At 68.1% G+C, this 25528-nt stretch carries 22 protein-coding genes; 17 read left to right on the top strand and 5 right to left on the bottom strand.

The window, feature by feature from the left end; all coding sequences use genetic code 11:
• Positions 1-126: 126 nt before the first annotated feature.
• Positions 127-927 carry an RNA methyltransferase gene (locus ACZ5V4_RS16455; RefSeq protein WP_464315955.1) on the bottom strand — a complete coding sequence of 267 codons (801 nt, stop codon included), beginning with the start codon at positions 925-927 and terminating at the stop codon, positions 127-129.
• A 252-nt stretch (positions 928-1179) separates the two neighbouring features.
• On the opposite strand from ACZ5V4_RS16455, the gene aroL reads away from it, so the two are divergent.
• Positions 1180-1710 carry a shikimate kinase AroL gene (gene aroL, locus ACZ5V4_RS16450; RefSeq protein WP_464315954.1) on the top strand — a complete coding sequence of 177 codons (531 nt, stop codon included), beginning with the start codon at positions 1180-1182 and terminating at the stop codon, positions 1708-1710.
• Positions 1711-1831: 121 nt separating this feature from the next.
• On the opposite strand, the gene ACZ5V4_RS16445 is transcribed toward aroL, so the two are convergent.
• The gene (locus ACZ5V4_RS16445) at positions 1832-3166 is read right to left on the bottom strand and encodes an ATP-dependent 6-phosphofructokinase (protein WP_464315953.1); all 1335 of its coding nucleotides are present in this window, start codon (positions 3164-3166) and stop codon (positions 1832-1834) included.
• Between the two features lie 246 nt (positions 3167-3412).
• Here ACZ5V4_RS16445 and rdgC point away from each other — a divergent pair, with 246 nt between their 5' ends.
• The 3 genes from rdgC to cfa all read left to right on the top strand — a co-directional run bounded on the left by rdgC (position 3413) and on the right by cfa (position 5807).
• Positions 3413-4033 (top strand): recombination-associated protein RdgC, encoded by a 621-nt coding sequence (gene rdgC / locus ACZ5V4_RS16440; protein WP_464315952.1) that lies wholly within the window; start codon positions 3413-3415, stop codon positions 4031-4033.
• Positions 4034-4045: 12 nt separating this feature from the next.
• Complete coding sequence (locus ACZ5V4_RS16435; protein ID WP_464315951.1) at positions 4046-4570, top strand: hypothetical protein; 525 nt, start codon at positions 4046-4048, stop codon at positions 4568-4570.
• 112 nt (positions 4571-4682) lie between these two features.
• Positions 4683-5807, top strand: a complete 1125-nt coding sequence (gene cfa / locus ACZ5V4_RS16430; protein ID WP_464315950.1) for a cyclopropane fatty acyl phospholipid synthase — start codon at positions 4683-4685, stop codon at positions 5805-5807.
• 11 nt (positions 5808-5818) lie between these two features.
• Here cfa and ACZ5V4_RS16425 read toward each other — a convergent pair whose 3' ends face one another.
• Together ACZ5V4_RS16425 and ACZ5V4_RS16420 are read right to left on the bottom strand one after the other, a co-directional pair.
• Positions 5819-8359 (bottom strand): ABC transporter permease, encoded by a 2541-nt coding sequence (locus ACZ5V4_RS16425; protein ID WP_464315949.1) that lies wholly within the window; start codon positions 8357-8359, stop codon positions 5819-5821.
• Between the two features lie 76 nt (positions 8360-8435).
• Positions 8436-8915, bottom strand: coding sequence for a hypothetical protein (locus ACZ5V4_RS16420; protein WP_464315948.1), 480 nt, complete (start codon positions 8913-8915; stop codon positions 8436-8438).
• A 226-nt stretch (positions 8916-9141) separates the two neighbouring features.
• Between ACZ5V4_RS16420 and ACZ5V4_RS16415 the strand changes: the two genes are divergently transcribed.
• The 5 genes from ACZ5V4_RS16415 (at position 9142) to ACZ5V4_RS16395 (ending at position 13042) form a co-directional block, all read left to right on the top strand.
• Positions 9142-10086, top strand: a complete 945-nt coding sequence (locus ACZ5V4_RS16415; protein ID WP_464315947.1) for a cation diffusion facilitator family transporter — start codon at positions 9142-9144, stop codon at positions 10084-10086.
• Between the two features lie 58 nt (positions 10087-10144).
• A complete protein-coding gene (locus ACZ5V4_RS16410) occupies positions 10145-11263 on the top strand; it encodes a DUF362 domain-containing protein (protein WP_464315946.1) in 1119 nt (372 codons plus the stop codon).
• 121 nt (positions 11264-11384) lie between these two features.
• Positions 11385-11942, top strand: a complete 558-nt coding sequence (locus tag ACZ5V4_RS16405) for an acetate uptake transporter (RefSeq protein WP_464315945.1) — start codon at positions 11385-11387, stop codon at positions 11940-11942.
• A gap of 205 nt (positions 11943-12147) precedes the next feature.
• Positions 12148-12324, top strand: coding sequence for a hypothetical protein (locus ACZ5V4_RS16400; RefSeq protein WP_464315944.1), 177 nt, complete (start codon positions 12148-12150; stop codon positions 12322-12324).
• A gap of 7 nt (positions 12325-12331) precedes the next feature.
• A complete protein-coding gene (locus ACZ5V4_RS16395; protein WP_464315943.1) occupies positions 12332-13042 on the top strand; it encodes a ubiquinone/menaquinone biosynthesis methyltransferase in 711 nt (236 codons plus the stop codon).
• 130 nt (positions 13043-13172) lie between these two features.
• Here ACZ5V4_RS16395 and ACZ5V4_RS16390 read toward each other — a convergent pair whose 3' ends face one another.
• Positions 13173-13370: a DUF2065 domain-containing protein gene (locus tag ACZ5V4_RS16390; RefSeq protein ID WP_464315942.1), complete on the bottom strand. Its 198-nt coding sequence runs from the start codon at positions 13368-13370 to the stop codon at positions 13173-13175.
• 103 nt (positions 13371-13473) lie between these two features.
• Between ACZ5V4_RS16390 and ACZ5V4_RS16385 the strand changes: the two genes are divergently transcribed.
• From ACZ5V4_RS16385 to ACZ5V4_RS16350, 8 genes are all read left to right on the top strand, one after another.
• A complete protein-coding gene (locus ACZ5V4_RS16385) occupies positions 13474-14787 on the top strand; it encodes a nucleotide sugar dehydrogenase (protein ID WP_464315941.1) in 1314 nt (437 codons plus the stop codon).
• A gap of 190 nt (positions 14788-14977) precedes the next feature.
• Positions 14978-15100: a hypothetical protein gene (locus tag ACZ5V4_RS16380; protein WP_464315940.1), complete on the top strand. Its 123-nt coding sequence runs from the start codon at positions 14978-14980 to the stop codon at positions 15098-15100.
• A gap of 1 nt (position 15101) precedes the next feature.
• Positions 15102-15839, top strand: coding sequence for a futalosine hydrolase (mqnB, locus tag ACZ5V4_RS16375; RefSeq protein WP_464315939.1), 738 nt, complete (start codon positions 15102-15104; stop codon positions 15837-15839).
• A complete protein-coding gene (locus tag ACZ5V4_RS16370) occupies positions 15839-16810 on the top strand; it encodes a polyprenyl synthetase family protein (protein ID WP_464317847.1) in 972 nt (323 codons plus the stop codon). The genes mqnB and ACZ5V4_RS16370 overlap by 1 nt, the downstream gene beginning before the upstream one ends.
• Positions 16811-16825: 15 nt before the next feature.
• Positions 16826-19327, top strand: a complete 2502-nt coding sequence (locus ACZ5V4_RS16365; protein WP_464315938.1) for a sensor domain-containing diguanylate cyclase — start codon at positions 16826-16828, stop codon at positions 19325-19327.
• A gap of 114 nt (positions 19328-19441) precedes the next feature.
• Positions 19442-22429, top strand: coding sequence for an AIR synthase-related protein (locus ACZ5V4_RS16360; RefSeq protein WP_464315937.1), 2988 nt, complete (start codon positions 19442-19444; stop codon positions 22427-22429).
• Between the two features lie 324 nt (positions 22430-22753).
• Positions 22754-23215 carry a multiheme c-type cytochrome gene (locus ACZ5V4_RS16355; protein ID WP_464315936.1) on the top strand — a complete coding sequence of 154 codons (462 nt, stop codon included), beginning with the start codon at positions 22754-22756 and terminating at the stop codon, positions 23213-23215.
• 133 nt (positions 23216-23348) lie between these two features.
• Entirely contained in the window at positions 23349-25391 is a 2043-nt protein-coding gene (locus ACZ5V4_RS16350; RefSeq protein ID WP_464315935.1) for a methyl-accepting chemotaxis protein, read from the top strand.
• Positions 25392-25528 lie beyond the last annotated feature (137 nt).

The raw sequence follows: 25528 nt of genomic DNA, 5'->3' as shown, positions 1-25528 counted from the left end.
GCATCCCGCCTGCGGGTGGAGCCGTGCCGGAGGACAAGGCGGGGACCACGGCGGTTTGACGCGCTTTTCGGAGCCATGCGCTCCGTGCTGGAAATCCGTTCGCGCCGGCCGCAGCCCCCTGACGGTCTATTTCCCTTCGCGCCCGCCCTTGCCCGTGACCCACTTGATCTGGCGGCACACGCCCATGAGCAGGTTGAACTCGGCGCGCTTCAGGCGGATGCGCTCCACGAACGCCCGCACGGGCAGCATCCAGTAGTCCGCGTTGTCGTCCTTGATGAAGTCGATGGCCGTGAGCGCCTGGCGCAGATTGGAGAACAGGGCCTCGCGCTCCTCGAAGGTGGCCGCGCGCCCGCCCCGCGCGGAGACGGGTTCTTCCCGCGCGGGGGCTCCCTGCTCCGCCTCGTCGGGTTCGGGCGTTTCGTGCGCCCGGCCGGGCCTCCTGGAGGCCTTGAGGAACTCGTAGAGCAGGATGAGCACGGCCTGGGCCAGATTGAGCGAGCTGGCTTCGTCGGACGTGGGGATGGTCACCAGCCTGCCGCAGACCTTGGTCTCGTCGTTGGTCAGGCCCTTGTCCTCCGGTCCGAAGAGCACGGCCACGCGCGCTCCCGAACGCAGGGACTCCACGCCCCTGGCCGCCGCCGTCTCCGGCGAGAGCAGGCCCTTGCGCCAGCCCCCCGTGCGCGCCGTGGTGCCGAAGACCACCTCGAAGGTGGCCAGGGCCTGGGCCAAGGTGTCCACGACCACCATGCGGTCCAGGATGTCCTGGCCCTTGGCCGTGGCCAGGGCGCGGGCGCGGCCCTCGTCCCACTCCTGGGGGCTGACCACGATGAGCTCGGCGCAGCCCATGTTGGCCATGGCCCGGGCGGTGGAGCCCACGTTTTCGGAGAATTTCGGGCGAAACAGTATGACGGCGAGATTTTCGAGCATCCAGGGCCTCCGTGACCGGGGCGTGTAGCCCCGCGCGGCTTGGCTTGCAAGCCCGGCGGTGATAGTGTGCCGCGCCCTTGCCCGGGAGCCCGGGTTCCTGCCTCGAGGCCCGGAGGACGCCCCGCGCGCGATTTGAAGACGATCCGTCGCCCGCGCGGCGCGGACGGCATGCAGGGGCAGGAGCATCCGGACGGCTGCCTTGCGGCGAAAACTGCGGAACAACGCCCCGATCATCATTTTTCTGGAGGGACCATGGCGGTATCGCCCGAGAAGAACATCTACCTTGTCGGCCCCAGGGCCTGCGGCAAGACCACCATCGGCCGGATGCTGGCCCGGAAGCTCGGCCGCCCCTTCATGGACCTGGACGAAGAGTTCACGGAGACCACCGGCCGGACCATCGCCGACGTGGTGGAGACCGAGGGCTGGGAGAGCTTCCGCGAACTGGAGACCGCCGTCTTGGCCGCCGTGGCCGAGACGCCCGGCAACGTGGTGGCGACCGGCGGCGGCGTGGTGCTCAAGGCCCGCAACCGCGAGATCCTGGCCGGGGGCGTGGTGGTCTACCTCCAGACCGACCCGGAAAAGGTCGTGGCCCGGCTCATGGAGGAGTTGAAGCCCGCCCAGCGTCCGGCGCTGACGGAGCTCTCCCTGGAGGACGAAGTGCGCAAGACCGTGCTCGAGCGCGAGCCCTACTACATGGCCGTGGCCACGCTGATCGCGCCCGACAGGCCCGCCCACGTGCTGGCCGAGGAGCTGGCGGCCAAGCTCGAGGAGTGGCCGGAGTAGCGGCCCCGCCGGTTTGCTCGTGTCGCGTCCTTGAGGAACATGAGCATGTTTTCAAGGAAAAAATAATTATTTCAAATTATTACCCACAAAATAAATGTACATTTATTTTGTGGGCGAGACACTACGCCTTGCAGGCCACGCTGCGGTTGGCCATGGGCGAGACGTCGTACTGGCCCGTGGACTCGAGCACCGCGCGCCAGTAGTCCGAGGCCAGGTCCAGCTTCTTGCGCCGCCTGGTGACAAGCTCCAGGGGCAGGTGCACGAAGCGCCCGTAGACTTGGCTGACCACCATGCCCGTCTTGCCCGCCATGGCCGCGTGCACCGCGAACTGGCCCAAAAATCCGCAGTAGACCCTGTCGTTGGCGTTGGCCGGGACCGAGCGGATGATGTAGCTCGGGTCGATGTACTTGAGCGAGAAGGGCATGCCCTTGGCCTTGAGATGATCCGAAATCTCCCCGATGAGCAGCGTGGAGATGTCGCCCAGCACCAGGTTGCCCGAGGCGTCCGTCCTGCCGGACTGCTCCAGCAGGTGCTGCCCCGCGCCCTCGGCCACCACGATCACCGCGTGCCCGCGCTTCTGGAGCCTCTTTTCCAGAGAGGGCAGAAGCCCGTGCTCGCCCGAGAGCTCGAAGGGGTCCTCGGGCACGAGCACGTAGTTCACTTCCTTGAGCGCCAGCGTGGCCTGCGCCGCGATGAACCCCGATTCCCGGCCCATCAGCTTGACCATGCCGATGCCGTTCTGCGCGCCGAGCGCCTCCGTGTGCGCGCAGCGGATGGCCTCCGTGGCCTTTTCCACGGCCGTGTCGAAGCCGAAGGAGCGCGTGACCAGGTTGACGTCGTTGTCGATGGTCTTGGGCACGCCGATCACCGCGATCTTGCAGCCGCGCCGCTCGACCTCCTCGTGGATCTTGCGCGCGGCCTTGAGCGTGCCGTCCCCGCCGATGACGAAGAGCACCCCGATGTTGGAGCGCTCCAGCGCGTCCACGATCTCCTCCGGGGCCTGGGGCCCGCGCGAGGAGCCCAGCATGGTGCCGCCGAACTCGTGGATGTTCGAGACCGTGGCCGGGGTCAGCTCCACGATCTCGTGGCCGTACTTGGGGATGAAGCCCTGGAGCCCGAAGCGGATGCCCAGGGTGGCGGCCATGTTGTAGTTGTGGTGGGCCTCCATGACGATGGCCCGGATCACGTCGTTGATGCCCGGGCACAGCCCGCCGCAGGTGACGATGGCCGCCTTGACCTTGGAGGAGTCGAAATAGATGTTCTCGCGCGGCCCGGCGGGCTCGAAGAGCGCGTCGCTGTCCTGGTCGCCGTTGTCCAGGTCGTCGGGCGAGACTCGGATGGGCACCAGCTCCTCGTCGCGCACGAAATGGCAGTAGGTCAGCGGCGAAGGGACGTTGGCCGGTCCCAGGGTCTTGATGGCGGTGTCGAGGCAGTTGGCCTTGGCGCGCTTGGGCATGGCTCCTCCAGGAAAGGTGACGATGAGGGAGCCATAGCCCAAAGACGCCTGAAATCAAAGCTCGGGAACTCTAACGAGTCCTCTTCTTCCTGTGTTTCATTTGGGATTACCCTCCGGTTACGGTCGGGATGGCGCATAATCCGGACCGCGTCCGCAGGCTGGCGCGCCGGGGCAAAAGAAGGTAGGGGTGGCCGCCGGGGCGCTTCCCGCGCCCGGCTACCATCTGCCATCATTTTGGAGGTTCGAGTGGGCATACTCGCAACGAGCGGCAGCTTCACCCGCTACGCCATAGTCGAGGAGATGACCGGCCAGCTGGCCTCGGAGCTGCCCGAGCGCCTGGCCAAGTTCTCCTTCCGCGACATCGACCAGACCACCGACGAGAGAAGCTACGGCTGGGTCTGCCTGGAGGACTGGCTGGACAGCTTCTGGCGCGCGGCCCCGCCCGAGAAGGCCCACTACCTGGCCTTCTCCCTGCGCCTGGACACCAGGCGCATTCCCCCGGCCGTGATCAAGAAGCACTTCCTGCTGGCCGTGAAGGCCGAGAAGGAGGCCATGAAGGAGGCGGGCAAGACCTTCATCACCAAGGACCGCAAGCAGGAGCTCAAGGACCAGGTCATGCTCAAGCTGCGCTCGCGCTTCCTGCCCATCCCGGCGGTGTTCGACGCGGTGTGGAACCTGCGCGCCAACGTCGTCTGGCTGGCCACCACCAACTCCAAGATCAAGACCATGTTCGAAGAGTACTTCAACCTGAGCTTCGGGCTGAACCTCGAGGCCCTGACCCCCTACTTCCTGGCCCTGCGCACGGCGGACAAGTCCCGCCACGCCATGATCGACGACCTCGAACCCAGCGCCTTCGCGGCCCCGTAAGGAGAAGCCTTCATGGACCTCATCAAGGCCGCATTGCAGGACGTGGTCCTCGGCCAGGACTTCCTGACCTGGCTGTGGTTCCGCTCGGAGAAAAACGGCTGGCTCTTCAGGATGGGCGACGGCTCGGAGTTCAACGTCTACCTGGAGCAGCGCCTCTCGGTGCGCGGCGGCTCGGGCGAGAACGTGGAGAAGGCCGTGGTCACGGGACCGCACGCCGAGTTCACCGAGGCCAAGCTGGGGCTCAAAAACGGCAAGCTGGTGGACAAGGCCCTGGTGCGCATCGAGCGCGACGGCGCCACCTGGACCGTGCTCCTGGCCGCCGACGACTTCTCGCTCTCGAGCCTGAAGACCCCCAAGATCGAGACGCGCTTGGAGGAAGGCGACGACCCGGACGCGCCCTTCCTGGAGAAGATGATGCTCGTGGAGCAGTGCACGGCGTTCGTGGACGAGCTCTACAAGCAGTTTTTGGACGTGCGCCTCTCCACCGGGTGGACCGACGAGCTGCGCCTGTTCAGGGAGTGGCTGGAGGAACGCTGAACCCGGGGTTTCAATCCGGAAACTTGTCATTTCCGCCGCACATGCCTTAATGGGGGTGGTGCGGCGGACCGCCGCCCGACCTTCGTAGCCGCATGACGGAGGGAGGCCAGCCATGAGCGTAGCGGAAAATGCCGTGAAGGCCGTTCTGGCAAAGGCGGGGATAGAGGCCGGGGGAAGCGCCCCGTGGGACATCACGGTCCACGACCCGAGGTTCTATTCCCGGGTCATGCGCGGCGGAAGCCTGGGCCTGGGCGAAACCTACATGGACGGCTGGTGGGACTGCCAGCGCCTGGACCAGTTCTTCGAGCGCGTCTGCCGGGCCGGGCTGGACGTCACGCACTCTCGCGGGCTGCTCTTCCGGTTCGCGTGCGCCCTGTCCGAGGCGCTCCTCAACCTCCAGTCGTTGCGCAGGGCCCGCCAAGCGGCCACCCGCCACTACGACCTCGGCAACGACATGTTCCTCTCCTGGCTGGACCCGCACGCCCAGTACAGCTGCGCCTACTTCGCCGATTGCGACACCCTTGAGCGCGCCCAGGAGCGCAAGCTCCACCTCATCTGCCGCAAGATCGGGTTGTCGCCGGGGGAAAAGCTCCTGGACGTGGGCTGCGGCTGGGGCGGGCTGGTGGCCTTCGCCGCGCGGAACTACGGATGCTCGGCCACAGGGGTGAACATCTCGGGCAGCCAGATCGAGAAGGCGCGCGAGGCCTGCGCGGCCCAGGGCCTGGACGCGGTGGTCCTGGACGTGGACTACCGCGAGATGCGGGGCCTCTTCGACAAGGCCGTGTCCATAGGCATGTTCGAGCACGTGGGCAGCAAGAACCACCGCGCGTTCATGCTCTCGGTACGCCGCTGCCTCAAGGACGCGGGCATCTTCCTGCTGCACACCATCGGCTCCAACGTCACGGCCAGGGGCTGCGACGCCTGGATACGCAAGTACATCTTCCCGGGCGGCGACGTGCCTTCCCTGGCACAGATCGCCCGGGCGGCCGAGGGCGTCTTCGTGGTCGAGGACGTCCAGAACCTCGGGCCGCACTACGACTCCACGCTCATGGCCTGGAACAGGCGCTTCCAGGAGGCCTGGCCGCGCCTGGCCGGGAGCTACCCGGCCACGTTCAGGCGGATGTGGGAATACTACCTGCTCTCCTGCGCGGGGGCATTCAGGGCCAGGGCGCTCCAGCTCTGGCAGCTGGTGATGACCCCAGAGGGCGCGCCGCAGCCGCCCTGCCGGGTGTCCTGAAGCATCGGCCTCTACTCGTTCCGCAGGTAGGGCCAGGCTTTGCTGGAGAGCATCCGCCACATGCCGGAAAGCGACATGGCCAGTGTGAGCGCGATGGCCGAGCCCACCACCAGGAGCACCGGCCCGGCGAAGAAGCTCCAGCCCACGTTCATGTAGCGCGTGACGAAGAACCACGAGAGCCCGGCCCCCAGGGCCAGGGCGGCTATCCCGGCCGCGAGCCCGGCCAGGCCGTGCTCCACGAGCATCATGGCCATCACGTCTTTTCTCGAAGCCCCGCAGACCTTGTAGATCACCGTCTCGTACACGCGCCGTGCCATGGCCGCGCGCAGGCTCTGGGCCAGCACCAATAGCCCCGCCGCCAGCGTGACCACGGCCGAGGCCCGCACGGCCAGCGCGATCTGCGCCGCCAGCCTGCCCACGTCCTCCAGGGCTTCGTCCACACGCTGCATGCTCACGTTGCCGAAGCGCGAGCCGACGCCGTCGTAGACCTGCCGGGCCGCATCGGGCTTGGCCGGGTCCAGGTAGGCCGTGGCCAGGTAGGTCATGGGGTCGTTGTCGATCACGCCCGGGGAGAGCACCAGGGCGTAGTTGAGTGAGAGCGAGAGCCAGTTGATGCGCCGAAGGCTCGAAACGGTGAGGTCCACCTCGCGCCCCAGCACGCTCACGGTCAGGTGGTCGCCCACCGAGAGCCCGAGGCCCTTGGCCACCTCGGCGTCCAGCGACACCAGGGGCGGCCCCGTGTAGTCGGCGGGCCACCAGCGCCCGGCCGAGAGCTGCGCCCCTTCCGGCATCTCGCGGGCGTAGCTGAGGCTCCTGTCGCCGCGCACGGCCCAGGCAACCTCCTCCGCGACGGTGAGGTTCTCCACGGGCACGCCCTTGATCTTCACGATGCGTCCGCGCAGGGACGGCGCTGTCTCCACGCGCGTAACCCCGTCGATCCCCCCCAGGATGTCCTTGAACTCGTCCAACTGGTAGGGCTGCACGTCGAGGAAGAAGAACGACGGAGCCTTGCCGGGCAGTTCCTCGCGCATGACGTGCTGGAAGTTGGAGTCCGAGAGCGTCACGGCGGCAAGCACCGTGAGCCCGAGCCCCAGGCAGGCGACCACCGGCCCCGTGGGGCTTCCCGGCCTGTAGAGCCCGCGCACGGCCAGCGACAGGCGCGGGTCGCGCAGCGTGGGCAGCATGCGCGCGGCCGCGGTCAGAAGCCTGCCGATGACCCAGAAGGCCACGGCGCAGGCCGCGGCCGAACCGAGGAATCCCCAGCCCAGGCGGCCGTCCGGGGCGCTTGCCAGCACCAGCCAGGCCATGGCCGCGCCGAGAAGCGCGGACACGGTGACGGAGCGCCAGCCCGGGCGGGCCCGCTCGGGAGCCGCGTAGCCCCTGAAGAGCGTCAGGGGCGAGACCCGCGTGCGCGACGAAAGCGGCGGCAGGGCGAAGGCCACGGCGGTCAAAAGCCCGAAGAGCGCGGCCAGCCCCAGGGCCAAGGGGTAGACCCCTGCCTTGGGGGCCACGGGCAGCACCTTGCCCAGCACCGGCGCGGCCAGGTACGCGGCCAGGCCGCCCACGGCGACTCCCCCGGCGATTCCGGCCAGGGCCAGGGCCAGTATCTGGGGCAGGAAGATCCAGTAGACCATCGCGCGCGAGGCCCCCAGGGCCTTGTACGTGGCAATGGAGCGAGTCTTGCCCTCCAGGTACCCGACCACGGCCTCGTAGACGCCGAGCCCCCCGAGCAGGAGCGCGGAGAGCCCCACCAGGGCCATGAGCCCTCCCAGGCGGGTGAACCCGTTGCTGATGGACGGGGCGGCCTCGGTGGCGGTGCGGGCGCGCACGCCCGGGTCGTCCATGGCGGCCTTGACGGCCTCGGCCGCCTGGGCCGGGGGCGAACCTTGCGGCAGGGCCAGGCGGTACTCGTAGCGCACCATGCTGCCGGGGCGGACGAGCCCGGTGCGCTCCATGCCCTCCTGCGAGACCATGAGCCTCGGGCCGAAGGCCAGGAGCCTGAAGGAACGGTCCGGCTCGGAGACCAGGGCCGCGCGCACCTGGAAGGCGGCGTCGCCCACGCCGATCACGTCGCCCACCTTGGCCCCGAGCCTGAGCAGCAGGTCCGGGTGGGCCACCGCCCCGTAGACCCCGCCTCGCTCGCCCAGGGCCTCGGCCATGGGCATGGGCGGGTCGAGGACCACGGAGCCCAGCAGAGGGTAGGCCCCGTCCACGGCCTTGAGCGAGGTGAGCGAGCGCTTGGGGGAGGCCGTGTCCTCGCTGAAGACCATGGCGCGCATCTCCACCACGCGCGAAACGCGGCCCAGGCGCGCGACCGCGCCCAGTTCGGCCTCGCTGAGCGGGCGGTTGCTCAGGCTCACCTCCACGTCCCCGCCCGTGAGCGAGGCAGCCTCGGCGTTCACTGCCGCGCGGAAGGACTCGGTGACCGAGCCCACTGTCGCGATGGCCGCCACGCCAAGAGCCAGGCAGCCGAGGAAGGTCCACAGCCCGCGCACGCCGCCGCGCATCTCGCGCCTGGCAAGGCGCAGGAAGAGGGGCAGGCCCGCGCTCACGGGCGCCTCCCGGCGCGCCGGTCAGGGCGCGCGCGGGAAGCGCCGGCGGAAAGCGGAGCCAGGGCGCGGAGGCGCGTCAGAAGGCGGAATTGCATCCGTAGAGCTCGTTGTTGCAGCTGGCCACGCAGGCTGCGCGGGCGCGCGCGTCGCGGATCTGGTTGCAGCGGGTGGCGCAGCGGCTCCACTCCACGTTGCAGCGCTGGCGCACGCGCGAGACGTAGGAATCGTAGCTTTCGTTGGGGTACGGCTGGAGGATGTAGCCGCCGAAGTAGCGGCGGTTGTGGCCGCGCCAGTAGTCGTTGTACCAGTTGCGGTATTCGCGCTCGCGCCTGCGCTCCTCCTTGCGCCACTGCTGCTCCCACTTGCGCTCCTGCTTGCGCATCTCCTGCTCGCGCCTGCGCTCCTCGCGCGAGTCCCGGTCCGGGCCGCGTCCGTGAGGGGGGGGGTAGCCCGGGGGCGGCCCGGGCTGGGGCGGCCAGGGCTGCGCGCCGGCGAAGTCGGGGATGGCCAGGGCCAGAACGAGGGCCGCGAGAATCAGGATCGAACGAAAATCCATCAACATCTCCTTTTTACGAACATCACACGCTCCCGCCGGGGCGCGGGGATCATTCCCCTCGCGCGGCAAGGCTCCAGGGTGAAGTCTACATCCGACACGGCAGCGTACGCAAGACGAAACGGCGATTCGTTCGCCCACCTCCGAAAAACGCGCCTCACGGCTTTCCCCCGCGCCCGGCCTGGGATATGACCCCGGAAACGGGGTTCGGGACAGGCACGGGTACCAAATGGACAGCGCGACGCTCAACACGGCCCGCTTGAGGGCCATAACCATCTCGCTCGCGGCCGGGGCGCTCATCCTGGCGCTCAAGTTCGGGGCGTGGCTGCTCACGGGCTCGGCCGCCCTGCTCTCCGACGCCCTGGAATCCATCATCAACGTGGCGGCCAGCGCCTTCGCCATGTGGAGCATCCGCGTGGCCGGGGAGCCGCCCGACGCCAACCACCCCTACGGCCACGGCAAGGCGGAGTACTTCTCGGCCCTGGCCGAGGGCCTGCTCATCGCCACGGCAGCTGTCTTCATCATCCACACGGGGGCGTCCCGGATGCTCGCCCCCTTGCCCTTGTCCAGGCTGGACGCGGGCCTGGCCGTCTCGGCCGCGGCCTCGGCGGGCAACCTGCTCCTGGGGCTCTTCCTCGTGCGCGAGGGCCGCAGGACCGGTTCCATCGCCCTGGAGGCCGACGGCAGGCACGTGCTCACCGACGTCTACACCACGGGCGGGGTGCTGTCGGGCCTCGTCACCGTGCGCCTGACCGGCTGGCTCTGGCTGGACGGGGCCATCGCCTGCGTGGTGGCCCTGGCCGTGCTGCGCACGGCCTACACGCTCATGTCCCGGGCCGTGAGGGGCCTCATGCAGGAGGCCGACCACGGCCTCCTGGAGGACATCCGCGCGTCGCTCGAACAGTTCCGCGATCCCTCCTGGATCTCCATCCACGGGCTTCGGGCCTGGCGCTCGGGCGGGTTCGTGCACGTGGACTTCCACCTGGTGCTGCCGCGCGCCATGCCCTTCGAGGAGGTGGACGCCCAGGTGAAGCGCCTCGAGAGGCTTTTCGCCGGGAAGTTCCACGGACGCGCCGACGTGCTGGTCAAGCCCGAGATCTGCGGGCAGGGCGCGTGCCCCGGAGAGTTCGCCATCACCCCCTCCGGGCCTGGCCCCGACGCCGGCGGCCCTTGACCTGCGGGGCATGTGCGTACAATAGAGCGCCTGACCGCCACTCCCAAGGAGCCCTTCCATGAACGCAGCCGGAAAATCCCCCGTCTATTTCGCCAACCTGCGGGCCAGGGGCCCCAGGGAGAACAAGGCCGCCCGCATAGCCAAGCTCTTCGACGCCGCCGGGTTCAAGTCCCTGGCGGGCAAGGGCGCGCTCGCCGCCGTGAAGGTGCACTTCGGGGAGCTCGGCAACGACACGTTCATAAGCCCGGTGCTGGTGCGCGCCGTGGTGGACCGGCTTAAGAAGCACGGGGCCAACCCCTTCCTGACCGACACGGCCACGCTCTACTCCGGCTCGCGCCACAACGGCGTGGACCACCTGCGCACGGCCTTCATGCACGGCTTCGGCCCCGAGACGGCCGGAGCGCCCGTGCTCATCGCGGACGGCCTGCGCGGCGACGACTGGAGCGAGGTGGAGGTGAGGCTCAAGCACTTTCAGAAGGTCAAGATCGCCTCGGCCTTTCTGGGCGCGGACTCCATGATCGCCGTGAGCCACTTCAAGGGCCACGAGATGGCCGGGTTCGGCGGCGCGGTGAAGAACCTGGCCATGGGCTGCTCCCCCCCGGCGGGCAAGCGCGACCAGCACTCCCCGCGCTTCCAGGTGGACACGCAAAAGTGCACGGGCTGCGCCGAGTGCCTGCGCGTCTGCCCCGAGAACGCCGTGACCGTGGCCGAAAAGAAGGCTTCCATCGACAAATGGCGTTGCGTGGGCTGCGGGGAATGCCTCACGGTCTGCCGCACCAAGGCCGTGACCATGGACTGGGCCACCGAGCTCGGCCCCTTCACCGAGAAAATGGTCGAGTACGCCTACGGCGCGGTGAAGGCCCTGGACGGCAAGGTGGGCTTCATCAACTTCCTGGTGAACGTCACGCCGGACTGCGACTGCGCCTCCTGGTCGGACGCGCCCGTGGTGCCGGACATCGGCATCCTGGCCTCCCACGACCCCGTGGCCATCGACGCCGCCTGCCTGGACCTGGTCAACGCCCAGCCCGGCATCAAGGGCACGCACCTGCACGGCAACTTCGAACCCGGCCAGGACAAGTTCCTGGGCATCTGGAAGCACACCCGGGGCGACATCCAGCTGAGCTACTCGCGCGAGATCGGCCTCGGCTCCACCGAATACGAGCTGGTCAAGGTCTGAACATTTATGTAGCTTTCCTACCGAAACGATTACGCGCCCCGGGCAGCTCCCCGGGGCGCGAGGTCATATCTCCGGCCCGCCGGAGAGCCACGCCAACCCTAACTCATCTTGGAGATTTTCGATGTCCGCTGACGCCAAAAGCGCCAACCCGGCCCCCCTGGGCCTTCTCGGTTTCGGCATGACCACCATCCTGCTCAACATCCACAACGCCGGATTCTTCCCCATCAGCGCCATGATCCTGGCCATGGGCATCTTCTACGGCGGAATCGCCCAGGTGATCGCCGGAATCCTGGAATACAAGAAGGGCAACACCTTCGCCTACGTGGCCTTCACCAGCTACGGCATGTTCTGGCTGACCCTGGTGTTTCTGATCGTGGCCCCCAAGTGGGGGATCACCACGGCCACGGAGCACGCCTACATGGGCTGGTACCTGTTCGTGTGGGGCCTGTTCACGCTGTTCATGTTCATCGGCACCCTGAACAAGGGCCCGGTGCTCAAGTTCATCTTCGGCTCGCTGACCGTGCTCTTCTTCCTGCTGGCCATCCGCGACTGGACCGGCTCGGAGCTCATCGGCACCCTGGCCGGCTGGGAGGGCATCGTCTGCGGCGCCTCCGCCTTCTACCTAGGCATGGCCGAGGTGCTGGAGGAGGCCCGGGGCCGCAAGATCCTGCCCTACTAGCGCGGGCGCGCCCTGAAGCTTCACGGGGGGCCGGGAGCCGCGAGGCTTCCGGCCCCCTCGACTACCGGGCGCTTCGGTGCTAGAGAGCCACAAAAAAAGGGGAGTGCTTCAAGGTATTTCTCTTTTTCCGCCCGGTTGTCCTTTGGTGGTCAAAGGCCATTTCCCCCCGGGCGGTTTTTTGCACAATCATACCGCGGAGCCGGACGTGGACAAGATACAGGACAAAGCCCTCCAGGTGGCCAAGGAGATAGTGGTGAAGTTCGTGGAGACGGGGCGCATCTCCCCTTCCAACTTCACCGAACACTTTTCCCGCATCTACCTCGAGGTGCTGCGCACCATCACCGAACACACCCCCTATTCCGGCCAGGACAAGGACGCGTAGCACGACCATGAGTTCCGATCACGGGCAGAAAGTCGCCTCCATGTTCGGGCGCATCGCCGGATGGTACGACTTTCTCAACCATTTCCTGAGTTTCGGCCTGGACATCCTCTGGCGCAGGCGGCTGGTGGAGCACCTCAAGCTGCCCCACGGACGCCCCTCGCGCCTGCTGGACCTCGCCGCCGGAACCCTGGACGTCTCCCTGGAGGCCCTGCGCGCCCGCCCGCGCTGCCGCGTGGCCGCCGCCGACTTCTGCCTGCCCATGCTGCGGCAGGGAGCCCGGAAGCTGCAAAGCAAAAGCGTGCGCTCCATCGACCCGGTGCAGGCCGACGGGCGCGCCCTGCCCTTTGCGGAGAACACTTTCGAGGCCGCCAGCATCGCCTTCGGCATCAGAAACATTCGCCCGCGCGAGGAGGCCTACGCGGAACTCCTGCGCGTGCTCAAGCCCGGCGGGAGGCTGTGCATCCTGGAGTTCGGCTCGGGCAAACAGCGCATCATGGGCGGGCTCTACAATTTCTACCTGAACTTCCTGCTGCCCCTGATCGGCAAGGTGTTCTCAAAGGACGACGGCGCGTACCGCTACCTGGCGGACACCATCCTGGAGTTCCCGGACGCCGACTCGCTGGCCGATGAGTTGCGCCGGGCCGGGTTCACGGGCGTGCGTTACGAAAAGCTCACCTTCGGCATCGTGGTGGTGCACGTGGGGGTGAAGGGGGCGTGAGGGGGCGTAGGGGTAAGGCTTTAGACCGGCTGCCTGGAAGCCAGTCGCTCCGGGTCCGGACCGGGCAAAGGCCCTGGCCTGCCGCTTAGGAGGCGACCGCTCAGGCCGGGCGGGGGAGGAAGAACCCCGTTCACTGCTTCATGAGCCAGACAAGCGCCAAGCCCAAAAGCATGGCCGCCATGCCGAAGAGCCTCAGGCTGCGCGTCGGCATGGCCGAAAGCGACCGCAGCACGCGCGGCATCTTTTCGGCGAAGAGGAAATACGGCATGCCCTCTATCACCAGGGCGATGCCCACGGCCATGGCCACGAGCTTGAAGTCGATGTTCATTGGCGGCGTTTAGACCCGCGCGGGCGTTCTGTCCAGCCCGCTTGATGCCCGGGGGAAAGTCCGGTACTGACGGCTTCCCCCAAAACATACCAGGGAGAACGGATTGGTCACCTTCGAGGATCTCACGTCGGGCAGGGAGAAGATAGCCGTGGTCGGGCTGGGCTACGTGGGCCTGCCCCTGGCCGTGGCCCTGTCCGCCCATTTTTCCGTGGTCGGCTTCGACATCTCGCAAAGGCGCGTGGAGCGCTTGAAGCAGGGCGTGGACGACACCGGCGAGGTGGAAGCCGCCAGGCTCGCGGCCGCCCAGGTGGAGTACACCGTGGACCCGGCGGCCATCAAAGCCTGCCGCGTGGTCATCGTGGCCGTGCCCACGCCCATCGACGCCCACCGCAGCCCGGACCTGCACCCCGTGCGCTCGGCCTCGGTCACCGTGGGCAGGAACCTCGCGCCGGGCGCGGTGGTGGTCTACGAGTCCACGGTCTATCCCGGGCTCACCGAGGAGGTCTGCCTGCCCCTCCTGGAGGAGCACTCCGGGCTCACTGGCGGCAAGGACTTCTTCATCGGCTACTCGCCCGAGCGCATCAATCCCGGCGACAAGGTCCACACCCTGGAGACCATCGTGAAGGTGGTGGCGGGCCAGAACGACGACGTTCGCGAGCTCTTGTGCCGGATGTACGGGGCCGTGGTCACGGCGGGCGTGCACAAGGCCAGCTCCATCAAGGTGGCCGAGGCCGCCAAGGTCATCGAGAACACCCAGCGCGACCTGAACATCGCGCTCATGAACGAGCTTTCGCTCATCTGCGAGAAGGTGGGCATCGACACCCTGGAGGTGCTGGAGGCGGCCGGGTCCAAGTGGAACTTCCTGCCCTTCCGGCCCGGCCTCGTGGGCGGCCACTGCATCGGCGTGGACCCCTACTACCTGACCTTCCTGGCCGAGGGCCTGGGCCTGCACCCGCAGGTGATCCTGGCGGGGCGGCGCATCAACGACTCCATGGGCAAGCACGTGGCCGAGGCCTGCATCAAGCGCCTGATCGCGGCCAAACGGCCCGTGAGCGGAGCCAAGGTGGGCGTGTGGGGCCTCACGTTCAAGGAGAACGTGCCGGACCTCAGGAACACCAAGGTGGTGGACGTGATCCGCGAGCTGAGAGATTACGGCGTGGAGGTCCTGGTGCACGACGCCATGGCCGACCCCGAGGAGGCCATGCACGAGTACGGCCTCGCGCTCGCCCCCATGGAGGCCTTCACGGCCCTGGACGCGCTGGTCGTGGCCGTGGGCCACGCGGCCTACGTGGACTTCCCGGCCGAGAAGCTGCCCGGGCTCTTCGCGGACCCGTCCGCCGGGCTCGTGCTGGACATCCGGGGCACGCTGGACAAGGCGCGCCTGGAGGCCCAGGGCCTGACCTGCTGGAGGCTCTAGCGCGCCACGGTTTTGCGGTTGGATCAAACGGCGTCCACGTGTTACGCCCGGAGCCCATATGGAAGAACTTCGCGGATCAGGCGTCCAGGCGCGGGCCATCCCCCGCCTCAACTGCGCCGGCGACTGCTGAAAGGGCTTCCTTGAAGCGAGTTCGCTTCTCAAGGGCCTGGAGAGCGGCGGCGAGATCGAGGTGGAGATCCGCCTGGACCAGCGGCGCAAGCTCGAGCTCGTGAGCGCGCACAGGAAGGCGGACGTGGTCGACCTGCGCGACATGGGCGAGGGCAAGTTCGTGGCCCTGGTGAGGAAGCGCTAGGGTGGCCCTGGCCCTGGTCACGGCCACGCCCCTGGAGATGCGCGCGGCCCTGGCCGTGGCCGCCCCGGGGCTCGAGCCCCCGGCGCGCGGAGTCCGCGAGGCCCGCATCGCCGGGCGGGACGCGCTCCTCCTGGTCACGGGGGTCGGGCCGCTGAACGCCGCCCTGGAGATGGGCGCGGCGCTCGCCGCGGGGGGCGTCGAGGGCGCGGTCAACCTGGGCGTCGCGGGAAGCTTCGACATGAACGCGGCCCCGCTGTGCGCGCCGGTGGCCGCCGACGCGGAGGTCTGCGCCGAATTCGGCGTGACCGGCCCTGGCGGCCTGGCGGACGCCTCCGGCTTCGCCTTCCCGCAGTGGGAAGGCCCCGGCGGCAAGATTTTCGAGCGAATTCCCCTGGACCCGGCCCAGGCGGCCCGGGCCATGGGGCTCTCGCTCGGCGCGGACGTCGCCCTGGGCGCGGCCCTGACCGTGGCCGGGGTGACCGGGTCGCGCGTGCGCGCGGCCGAACTGGCCCGCCGCCACGGGGCGCTCACGGAGAGCATGGAGGGTTTCGCCCTGGCCCTGGCCTGCCTGACCAGGGGCGTGCCTTTTCTGGAGGTCCGGACCGTCTCCAACGAGGTTGGGGAGCGCGACCGGGCCAGGTGGATGTTGAGGGAGGCCCTGACAGGCCTCGGAGACGTGCTGGCCGGGCTTTTGTCCGGCACCATACAAACCGGGTCGGACCCGTCTACACGATCATGATGCAAGAATTCGTCGACTACATGGCCCGGGAGATGCCCCTCATCGAGGACTGCCTGGGCCGCCACATCGCGGGCCTCGACCCGTACGTCCGTCCCACGGCCGAGCACGTGCTCAAGGCCGGCGGCAAGCGCCTGCGCCCGCTTCTGACCATCCTCTCGGCCAGGGCCCTGGGCTACTCCGGGGGGGACGCGGTCTATCCGCTGGCCTGCTCGCTGGAGCTTCTGCACTCCGCCACGCTCATCCACGACGACATCCTGGACGGGGCCACCCTGCGCCGGGGCAAGCCCGCCGCGCACACGGTCTTCGGCCAGGCCCACGCCATCCTCGCGGGCGACGCCCTGCTGGCCCTGGCCAACATCATGGTGGCCTCTTACGGCAAGCCCGAGCTGACCACCTGCCTCTCCGAGGCCATCCTGCGCACGGCCACCGGCGAGATCAAGGAGATCGCGCACATCCGCGACGTCGGGCTGACCCGCGAGGGCTACCTGGACATCATCACCGGCAAGACCGCCTGCCTGATCCAGTCCGCCTGCCAGGCCGGGGCGCTTTTGGCCGGGGCCGGACAGGCCGACGTGAACGCCGTCGCCGATTACGGCATGAACCTGGGCGTGGCCTTCCAGCTGGTGGACGACGCCCTGGACTACACCTCGCCCAAGGAAGTTTCCGGCAAGCCCAGGGGCTCGGACATCCGCGAGGGCAAGCTCACCCTGCCCCTGGTGTTCTACCTGGAGAGCCTGCCCGCCTCCCGCCGCGAGAGCTTTACAAAAGCCTTCAAAGAGAACACATTGAAGGACGATGAACTGGACTCGGCCCTGGCCGAGGTCGCCGCGGGGGACTTTGCCGAGAAGACCCGCGACATCGCGGCGGACTACCTCGAAAAGGCCGGGGCGAGCCTCTCCGGACTGCCGGACTGCATGGAGACACGGATCATGCATGCCGCCCTGGAGGGCATGGCCAAACGGGACAAATAAGCGGACCGTCAGTAGATGATCACGCCCATCGCCTCCCTTCGCCAGTGCATGAGGATCACCTTTCCTCCGGTGATGCTTCAGCTCTTGGAGGAGGCGGTGAAGCCCGCCGCCGATTTCGACGCCATCGCCCGGATCATGGGCATGGACCCGGTGCTCACGGCCACGGTGCTCACCCTGGCCAACTCGCCCTACTACGGCTCGGCCCAGAAGGTCACGGACCTGCGCCGCGCGGCCACCATCCTGGGCACCAAGGAGATCCTGAAGATCGCCTTGTCCATCACCTACCAGAAGCACCTGAACGAGGCCTTCGACAGGCGCGGCATCGACTTCTTCTCCAACTGGCGGCTGATCATCTGGTCCGCCATCGCGGCCGAGCTCCTGGCCGAGCGGCTCTGCCCCGAGTTCACGGACCAAGCCTACCTCACGGCGCTGCTCAAGGACATCTCGCTTCTGCTGCTCGTGTGCGCCGACCCCGAGAAGTTCCGCAACACCAAGCACGGCCCGATCATCACGGCCTACGTGTCCGGCCAGATCGACGAGGAGCGCGAGCTCTGGCGCACCGACCACTGCCAGCTGACCTCGCAGCTCCTGGAGGACTGGCGCATCCCCGTGCCCAACCCGGCCTGCATCGACCACCACCACGACTTCGACGGCGTGGACTCCTACGACCCGCTCACCCAGTGCATCATCCTGGCCACGCGCTGGTCCGAGATGGAGCTGTGCTCGCCGGACAACCCCACGGCCGTGGTCCTGTTTCGGGCCATGCTCCAGCGCCGCCTGACCATGAGCGCCGACGAGCTCGAGGGCATGGTCAACCGCTGCGCCCAGAAGTTCCAGTCCGTGCTCTCCACGCTGGGCATCGCCGAGTCCTCGCCCAACGAGCGCTACTACCAGCATACGCTGAAGCTCATGCAGGAGTACCACTTCTTGGCCTCGGAGGTCTCCGGGGCCACGGGCGGCAAGGAGGAAGTGGCCAACATCATCGGCCGCCACCTGCGCTGGGAGTGGGGCGTGGAGCAGTGGGAGCTGGCGCTTGGCGTGCCCGAGTACATGGACTGGGACCTCTTCGCCTTCTCCTCCAAGTCCGGCCTCACGCGCAGCAAGACCGAGCAGGGCCTTGGCGACGTGGCCTGGACCATCACCAAGGGCGCGCGCTTCCAGGTGAGCGCCCAGGGCAGGACGCTCGGGGAACTGCGCCTGCCGCGCCAGGGCCTCACCGAGGACTGCGTGCGCCAGATCGGCCTGTACGTGCGCTTCGTGAGCCAGAGCTACGAGAACTACGTCATGCGCCAGACCGTGCTCGAACTCAAGGCCCACACCCTGGACCAGTTGCCCGTGGGCGTGGCCAGGCTCTCCCCCAAGGGGGCCATCCTGGAGATCAACGATCGGCTGCGCCAGTTCCTGGGCGTGGACGGCGAAAGCCGGGGCATGGACCTCTGGGCCGCGCTGGGCGAGGGCAAGGACTTCGCCCGCGACGCCCAGTGGAACGCCTTCCTGGCCGACCCGGAGCTCACGGCCCTGCACAAGATCTTCTGCCTCTGGAAGGGCGTGAACCACGGCCAGGACGCCTGCGTCTACCTGGCGGCCGAGAAACGCCGCTGGCAGGGCCGCGACGAGATACTTTTGTTCCTGGAGGACGTGAGCCTGGTCTCCGGCTGGGAGTTCAAGGCCCTCAAGCAAGGGGAATTCCTGGAAAAGCTCATCACGTCCATGCGCGACGCGGTGTTCACCATGGACCAGACCGGGCGCATCACCTTCGCCTCCAAGCGCGTCTCGGACTACCTCGAGAAGAACCTCTTCCATGTGGCCCGCCCCGTGGCCAGCTACCAGGGCGCCTGGGGGCCGGAGATGCTCGCGGGCGCGCCCGCGCCCGTGGAAGCCGTACTCTCCGCCGGGGAGGAGTTCGGCCACACCCTGGAGCTGGTCTTCTCGCCCCTGCCCAAGGCCCCGGACGGCGTGCGGCACTGGCTCGTGGTCGGGCGCGACATCACCGTGGTGCGCCGCCTGGAGGAGAAGCTCAAGCGCCTGGCCCTGTTCGACGGCCTCACCGGGCTCCTCAACCACTACCAGTTCCACGTCATCCTGGACCGCGAGGCCCAGCGCTCCCGGCGCACGGGCAGGTCCATGGGGCTTTTGTTCTTCGACCTGGACAATTTCAAGGCGGTCAACGACACCAAGGGTCACCAGGCCGGCGACGAGGTCCTGCGCATGGTCTCGCGCATCCTCAAGTCGCGCCTGCGCAAAGGCATGGACTACCCCTGCCGCTACGGCGGCGACGAGTTCGCCGTGGTGGTCACGGAGATCGAGGCCCCGCAACTCGAACAGCTGGCCCGCAGGGTGAGCGCCACCATCGAGGAGCAGTTCAAGGGCGAGCTCGGCATGAGCGCCGGGCTGGCCATGCTCGGCCCCGAGGAGAGCCCCTCAGCCCTCTTGCGCCGCGCGGACAAGGCCGCCTACACGGCCAAGAACGAAGGCGGCCGCCGCATCCTCTGGGCCGGGGAGGAGCCGCACCCCTGACGCGGCAGTTTTCCACGGGGAGCAGGCGCGCGCCGCCCTCCCCCGTAACGGCCGGGCGGCCCGTGGCTGGCCGCCCCGCGAATGAAAAGCCCTAACAGAACAAGGATATCCGTCATGCTCTTTCGGGTGGAAGTAGCTCCCAAACCGCATATTCCCGACGTACCCGGCCGCCGCGCCGCCCACCGCATCACCCACGAGCTGGGCGTGCCCGTGGAGGACGCCTCCGTGGTCAAGACCTACACCGTGGCCGGGCTCGAAAGGCCGGACCTCGAGCGCGTGGTGGAGGCCGCGGCCCTGCACGACCCCGTGTCGCACGTGGCCTCCCTCGACCCGCTGGCCGGGGACTTCGACTGGATCGTCGAAGTGGGCCTGCGCCCGGGCGTCACGGACAACGAGGGCCGCACCGCCCGCGAGACCATCGCCCTGGTGCTCGGCCTCGAAGGCGAACGCGCGAAAAAGCTCGCGGTGTACACCTCCGCCCAGTACGCCCTGCGCGGCGACCTCGCGCGCGAGACCGTGGAGCACATCGCCCGCGACCACCTCTGCAACGAGCTCATCCAGCGCTTCGAGATCAAGTCCGCCGCCGAGTGGGCCGCCAAGCCCGGCTTCGAGGCCAGGGCCGCCCAGGTCACGGGCCACTCCTCGGACGAGGTGAACTCCATCGACCTCTTCGCCATGACCGACGAGGAGCTTCAGGCCTTCTCGCGAGAGAACGTGCTGGCCCTGTCGCTCGAGGAGATGCGGGCCATCCGCGAGCACTACCGCGACCCCGGGGTAGCCGCCGCGCGCAAGGCCGCCGGGCTCGGCCCGAACCCCACCGACGCCGAGCTCGAGGTGCTGGCCCAGACCTGGTCCGAGCACTGCAAGCACAAGATATTCGCCGCCGACATCGACTACCTGAACGCCGAGACCGGGCGCAGAAGCGAAATCTCCAGCCTCTACAAGACCTACGTGCAGGGCTCCACCGCGAAAATCCGCCAGAACATGGGCCAGGGCGACATCTGCCTCAGCGTGTTCAAGGACAACGCTGGCGTGATCCGCTTAAGCGACGAGCACCACCTCTGCGTGAAGGTGGAGACCCACAACTCCCCCTCGGCCCTGGACCCCTACGGCGGGGCGCTCACGGGCATCGTGGGCGTGAACCGCGACCCCATGGGCACGGGCATGGGCGCGAACCTCCTGTGCAACACCGACGTGTTCTGCTTCGCCTCGCCCTTTCACGACAAGCCCCTGCCCCCGCGCCTCCTGCACCCGCGCCGGGTCATGGAGGGCGTGCGCGAGGGCGTGGAGCACGGCGGCAACAAGTCCGGCATCCCCACGGTGAACGGCTCCGTGGTGTTCCACGAGCGCTTCCTGGGCAAGCCCCTGGTCTTTTGCGGCACCGTGGGCGTCATGCCCGCCACGGTGAACGGCAAGCCCAGCCAGCATAAGCGCGCCCTGCCCGGCGACTTCATCGTCATGACCGGCGGGCGCATCGGCAAGGACGGCATCCACGGCGCGACCTTCTCCTCCGAGGAACTGCACGAGGGCTCGCCCGCCACCGCCGTCCAGATCGGCGACCCCATCACCCAGCGCAAGATGTACGACTTCCTCATGCGCGCCCGGGACATGGGCCTCTACCACGCCATCACCGACAACGGCGCGGGCGGCCTCTCCTCCTCCGTGGGCGAGATGGCCAACGACTCGGGAGGGGCGGAGCTGGACCTCTCCAAGGCCCCGCTCAAGTACGACGGCCTGCGCCCGTGGGAGATACTGCTCTCCGAGGCCCAGGAGCGCATGACCGTGGCCGTGGGCCCGGACCAGATCGAACGCTTCATGGCCCTGGCCTCCGAGATGAACGTGGAGGCCACCGCGCTCGGGCGCTTCACGGACGGCGGCGTGTTCAAGGTGACCTACGGGGACAAGCCCGTGGCGCTCCTGGACATGGACTTCCTGCACGAGGGCACCCCGCGCATGCGCCTGGAGGCCGTGTGGGAGCGCCCGGCCGGGCAAACCTCGGCCGCGCCCGCGGTTGAGGACCACGGCGGGCTTCTCGAGCGCATGCTCGGCAGGCTGAACATCTGCAGCAAGGAGTACATGATCCGCCAGTACGACCACGAGGTGAAAGGCTCGAGCGTGGTCAAGCCGCTGGTGGGCGCGGAGCGCGACGGCCCGGCCGACGCTGCCGTGATGCGCCCGGTGCTCGGGCGCAAGGAGGCATTGGTGCTCTCCCACGGCATCTGCCCCAAGTACTCCGACCTGGACGCCTACTGGATGATGGCCGGGGCCATCGACGAGGCCGTGCGCAACGCCGTGGCCACCGGCGCGGACATGGGCCACATGGCCGGGGTGGACAACTTCTGCTGGTGCGACCCGGTGCAGTCCGAGAAGACCCCGGACGGCCGCTACAAGCTCGCGCAGCTGGTGCGCGCCAACCAGGCCCTGGCCCACTTCTGCCAAGCCTACGGCGTGCCCTGCGTCTCGGGCAAGGACTCCATGAAGAACGACTACACCGGCGGCGGCGAGAAGATCTCCATCCCGCCCACGGTGCTCTTCACGGCCCTCTCCGTGATCCCGGACGCCGCCCAGGCCATGACCTCCGACTTCAAGCAGGCCGGGGACGTGATCTACGTGCTGGGCCTGACCCGGCCCGAGCTCGGCGGCTCGGAGCTTGCCTCGGAGCTGGGCTTCGCCTCGGCCGAGGTGCCCCAGGTGGACGCGCTCTCCGCGCTCAAACGCTACCGGGGCGTGCGCAAGGCCATCATGGGCAAACAGCTCAACGCCTGCCACGACTGCTCCGACGGCGGTTTGGGCGTGGCCCTGGCCGAGATGTGCATCGGAGGCAGACTCGGCGCGGACGTGGACCTCGCCCGCGTGCCCGCGAGCCCCGACTGCGCCTCGGCCCTGGAGATCCTCTACTCCGAGAGCCATTCGCGCTTCGTGGTCGGCGTGCCCTCGGGCAACGTGCCGAGCTTCGAGAAGATCTTCGCGGGCCAGTGGATGGCCCCCATCGGACGCGTCACCGCCGACGGGACTCTCACCGTGCGCTCAAACGGAGAGACGCTCCTGAGCCGCTCCGTGGAGGACCTGGCCACGGCCTTCAAGGCCACCCTGGACTGGTAGGGCCCTCGCGGGGCCGCCCCGCTTCGTGACACGCGCGACAAGCGGCGGGAGGAGACTCCCGCCGCTTTTTTTATTCAACGCCTGAATTATCGTAAACGCGCAATTGCTTTCGAACAACGCGTATAAACCTTCCCCCCGAACCAAGCGCCCCCTTGCTCACGCGCGGCCGGCAACCCTCCCGAAATGGTCCATTATTCCAAGGAGGTGCCGAGGCGCCGCCAAGAAAGCCCGGTCACGTTTTTCGTGTTGCCCTACCCGGCATTAATACGTAACAGAGGGGCGGCGAATCCATCGTGCAAACCCAAGCCTTTACGGAGGTTGCGCATGCGGTGCGTGGCAGCTCTCTTGGCAGTGGTGTTGTTGCCGTTCGGGCTCCTGGCCGCCGTTCACGCGGCGGAGAACAAAACCTACGTTGGGTCCAAGGCTTGCGAGGAGTGTCACCAGAAGGAGTACTCCTCGTTCCATAGATTCGCGAAGAAAGCCCACTCCTTCAAATCCATCCAGGTCATGGCCTCCAAGCTCGAGCCGTCCGAGCTCAAGGAGTGCTATTCCTGCCACACCACGGGGTACGGACAGCCCGGCGGCTTCGTGAGCGCCGAGAAGACCCCCGAGCTCGCCAACGCGGGCTGCGAGGTCTGCCACGGCCCCGGCTCCGAGCACGCCGCCAGCGGCGACAAGTCGCTCATCAAGGCCAAGCCCAAGGTCGAGGAATGCCAATCCTGCCACAACGAGCAGCGCGTGAAGTCCTTCGGCTTCAAGCCCATGCTTTTCGGCGGGGCGCACTGACGCGCGCCCGCGGGCAGCGCGACGCGGCGAGGCCCGCGAAGCACGGCCGCCCGGGGGGCGTGGCGGGCGGGCGCGGCCGGAGCGTTCACCGGGTTGGGAGTCCCCGTGGGGGGGACGAGACAGGGAGGGGGAAATGCATCTGTTTTACCAGTCGCTCGGCGTCCGGGTCATCCTTCTGATCACGGCGGTGTCCGTGGCCGTGTTCGGCGGCTTGTACGCCGCGAACTCCACCTGGCAGAACCGCTCCACCATGCAACTGGTTTCGGCCGGATCGGACCGCACGGCGGACCTCATCCTCATGGCAGTGGAAGAGCCCATGCGCCTGGGCAAGAACGCAGAGACGGCCCACGTGTTCGACAAGGTGGCCAGGCGCGACTCGGCCTCGCACATCTTCCTCACCGATTTTCGCGGCAACGTGACCTACTCCACCAATCCCGGGGCCCTGCGCAAGGACCTGGGGCCCTTCCTCAGCAATCCCCTGGTCAACTCGCTCCTGGCCGCGAGCCTGGCCGGACGCGACGGCTCCGGCAGGACGGACATGGGCGAGAAGCACCTGCTGGCCATGTCCAAGCCCATCCGCAACGAGGCCGAATGCCACCACTGCCACGGGGCCTCCAAGCCGGTGCTGGGCGCGGTGGTGGTGCTCCAGGACATCACCCCCACCATCGACCAGACCGAGCGCGACCAGTTCATGGGCGCGGCGATCTCCCTGGCCGGGCTCGTGCTCCTTCTCGCGCTGGTGACGTGGTTCATGAAGCGCGCCGTGCTCTCGCGCATCAGGGCCATCGCCTCCAACGCCGCGCTGGTGAGCCAGGGCCGCCACGACGTGGACTTCAGCATGTCCGGCCAGGACGAGCTCTCCGGGCTCTCGCGCGACCTGGCGGGCATGGTGCGCACCATCCAGGACCAGCTGGAGTACAACCGCAGCGTGCTGGCGGGCATGACCATCCCCATCTATATAAGCGACGAAAAGGGCGAGTTCTGCTACATAAACGACCGCCTGGCCTCGATACTCGGCCAGAAGAGGCAGGACCTGGCCTGCGCCGACGTGGACGTGACCCTGAGCGCGGGCGGCGCGCCCGTGACCCTCACGGCCGACGTGATGCGCTCCGGCCAGGCCCAGAGCGGCAAGCTCCTCTACGAGCGCGCGGACGGGGTGATCTTCCCGCTGCATTTCGAGGTCTCGCCGCTTCGCGGCGCGGGCGGCAAGACCGTTGGCGTCATCGGAGTGTTCATGGACCTCACCGAGGAGGAGGAGGCCAAGCTGGCCATCGAGGAGCAGCGCGCGAGCCTCATGGAGGTGGCCCACGAGGTCATGCAGGTCTCGGCCAGGCTCGAGGAGGCGGCCATCGAGCTCACCGGCCAGATGGAAGGCCTGACCCAGGGCGTGGAGAAGACCGCCGCCGAGACCTCCAAGCTCACCCTGGCCATGGACCAGATGAACGACACCGTGGCCGACGTGGCCAAGAACGCCTCCGAAACGGCCAGGGCCTCCGAGACGGCGCACAAGGTGGCCCAGGAGGGCGGCAAGGACATCGTGAACACGGCCCGCGAGACCAAGGAAGTGGCCGACAAGGCCGAGGAGCTGGCCATGTCGCTGGGCGAGCTCAAGGACCGGGCCATGAACATCGGCAAGGTGATGGACGTGGTGGGCGACATCGCGGACCAGACCAACCTCCTGGCGCTGAACGCGGCCATCGAGGCCGCCCGCGCGGGCGACGCCGGGCGCGGCTTCGCCGTGGTGGCCGACGAGGTGCGCAAGCTAGCGGAGAAGACCATGCACGCCACCGCCGAGGTGGCCCAGGCCGTCACGGAGATCCAGGACGGCACCAGCCGGGCCGCCGGAGGCATGGCCGGGACCAAGGAGGCCGTGGAGCAGGCCGCGGGCATGGCCGAGCGCTCGGGCCAGGTCTTCGCGGACATCGTGGCCCAGTCCAACCGCATCGCGGACATGATCCGGGCCATCGCCTCGGCCGTGGAACAACAGTCCTCCACCAGCGAGAACATCGGCGGCAACCTGGGGCACATCAACACGCTCTCCCAGGACATCTTCGCGCGCATCCAGGATGCCCACAAGAGCATCTCCGACGTGCGCGAGCTCTCCGCCAAGCTCTCCGGGCTGGCCCAGCGGTTCTCGCGCACGGGAAGCCAAGGAACTCCGGCACTTCGGGCTTGACATGGCGGCGTGATTGAGCGGATAGGATGGGCAAGGTGAATCGGCTTCCGGCTGGGGCAAACGCCAACCTATCAGGTTGCCCATTCACATTGGCTGGTAAAACGGATACAACTCGTTTTGTCCGGGCGTTAACGCAA

It is taken from the genome of Fundidesulfovibrio sp. YSD1 (genome assembly GCF_055397115.1).
The sequence above is the reverse complement of the archived record's forward strand: the minus strand, read 5'-3'. Positions and strand labels throughout refer to the sequence as shown.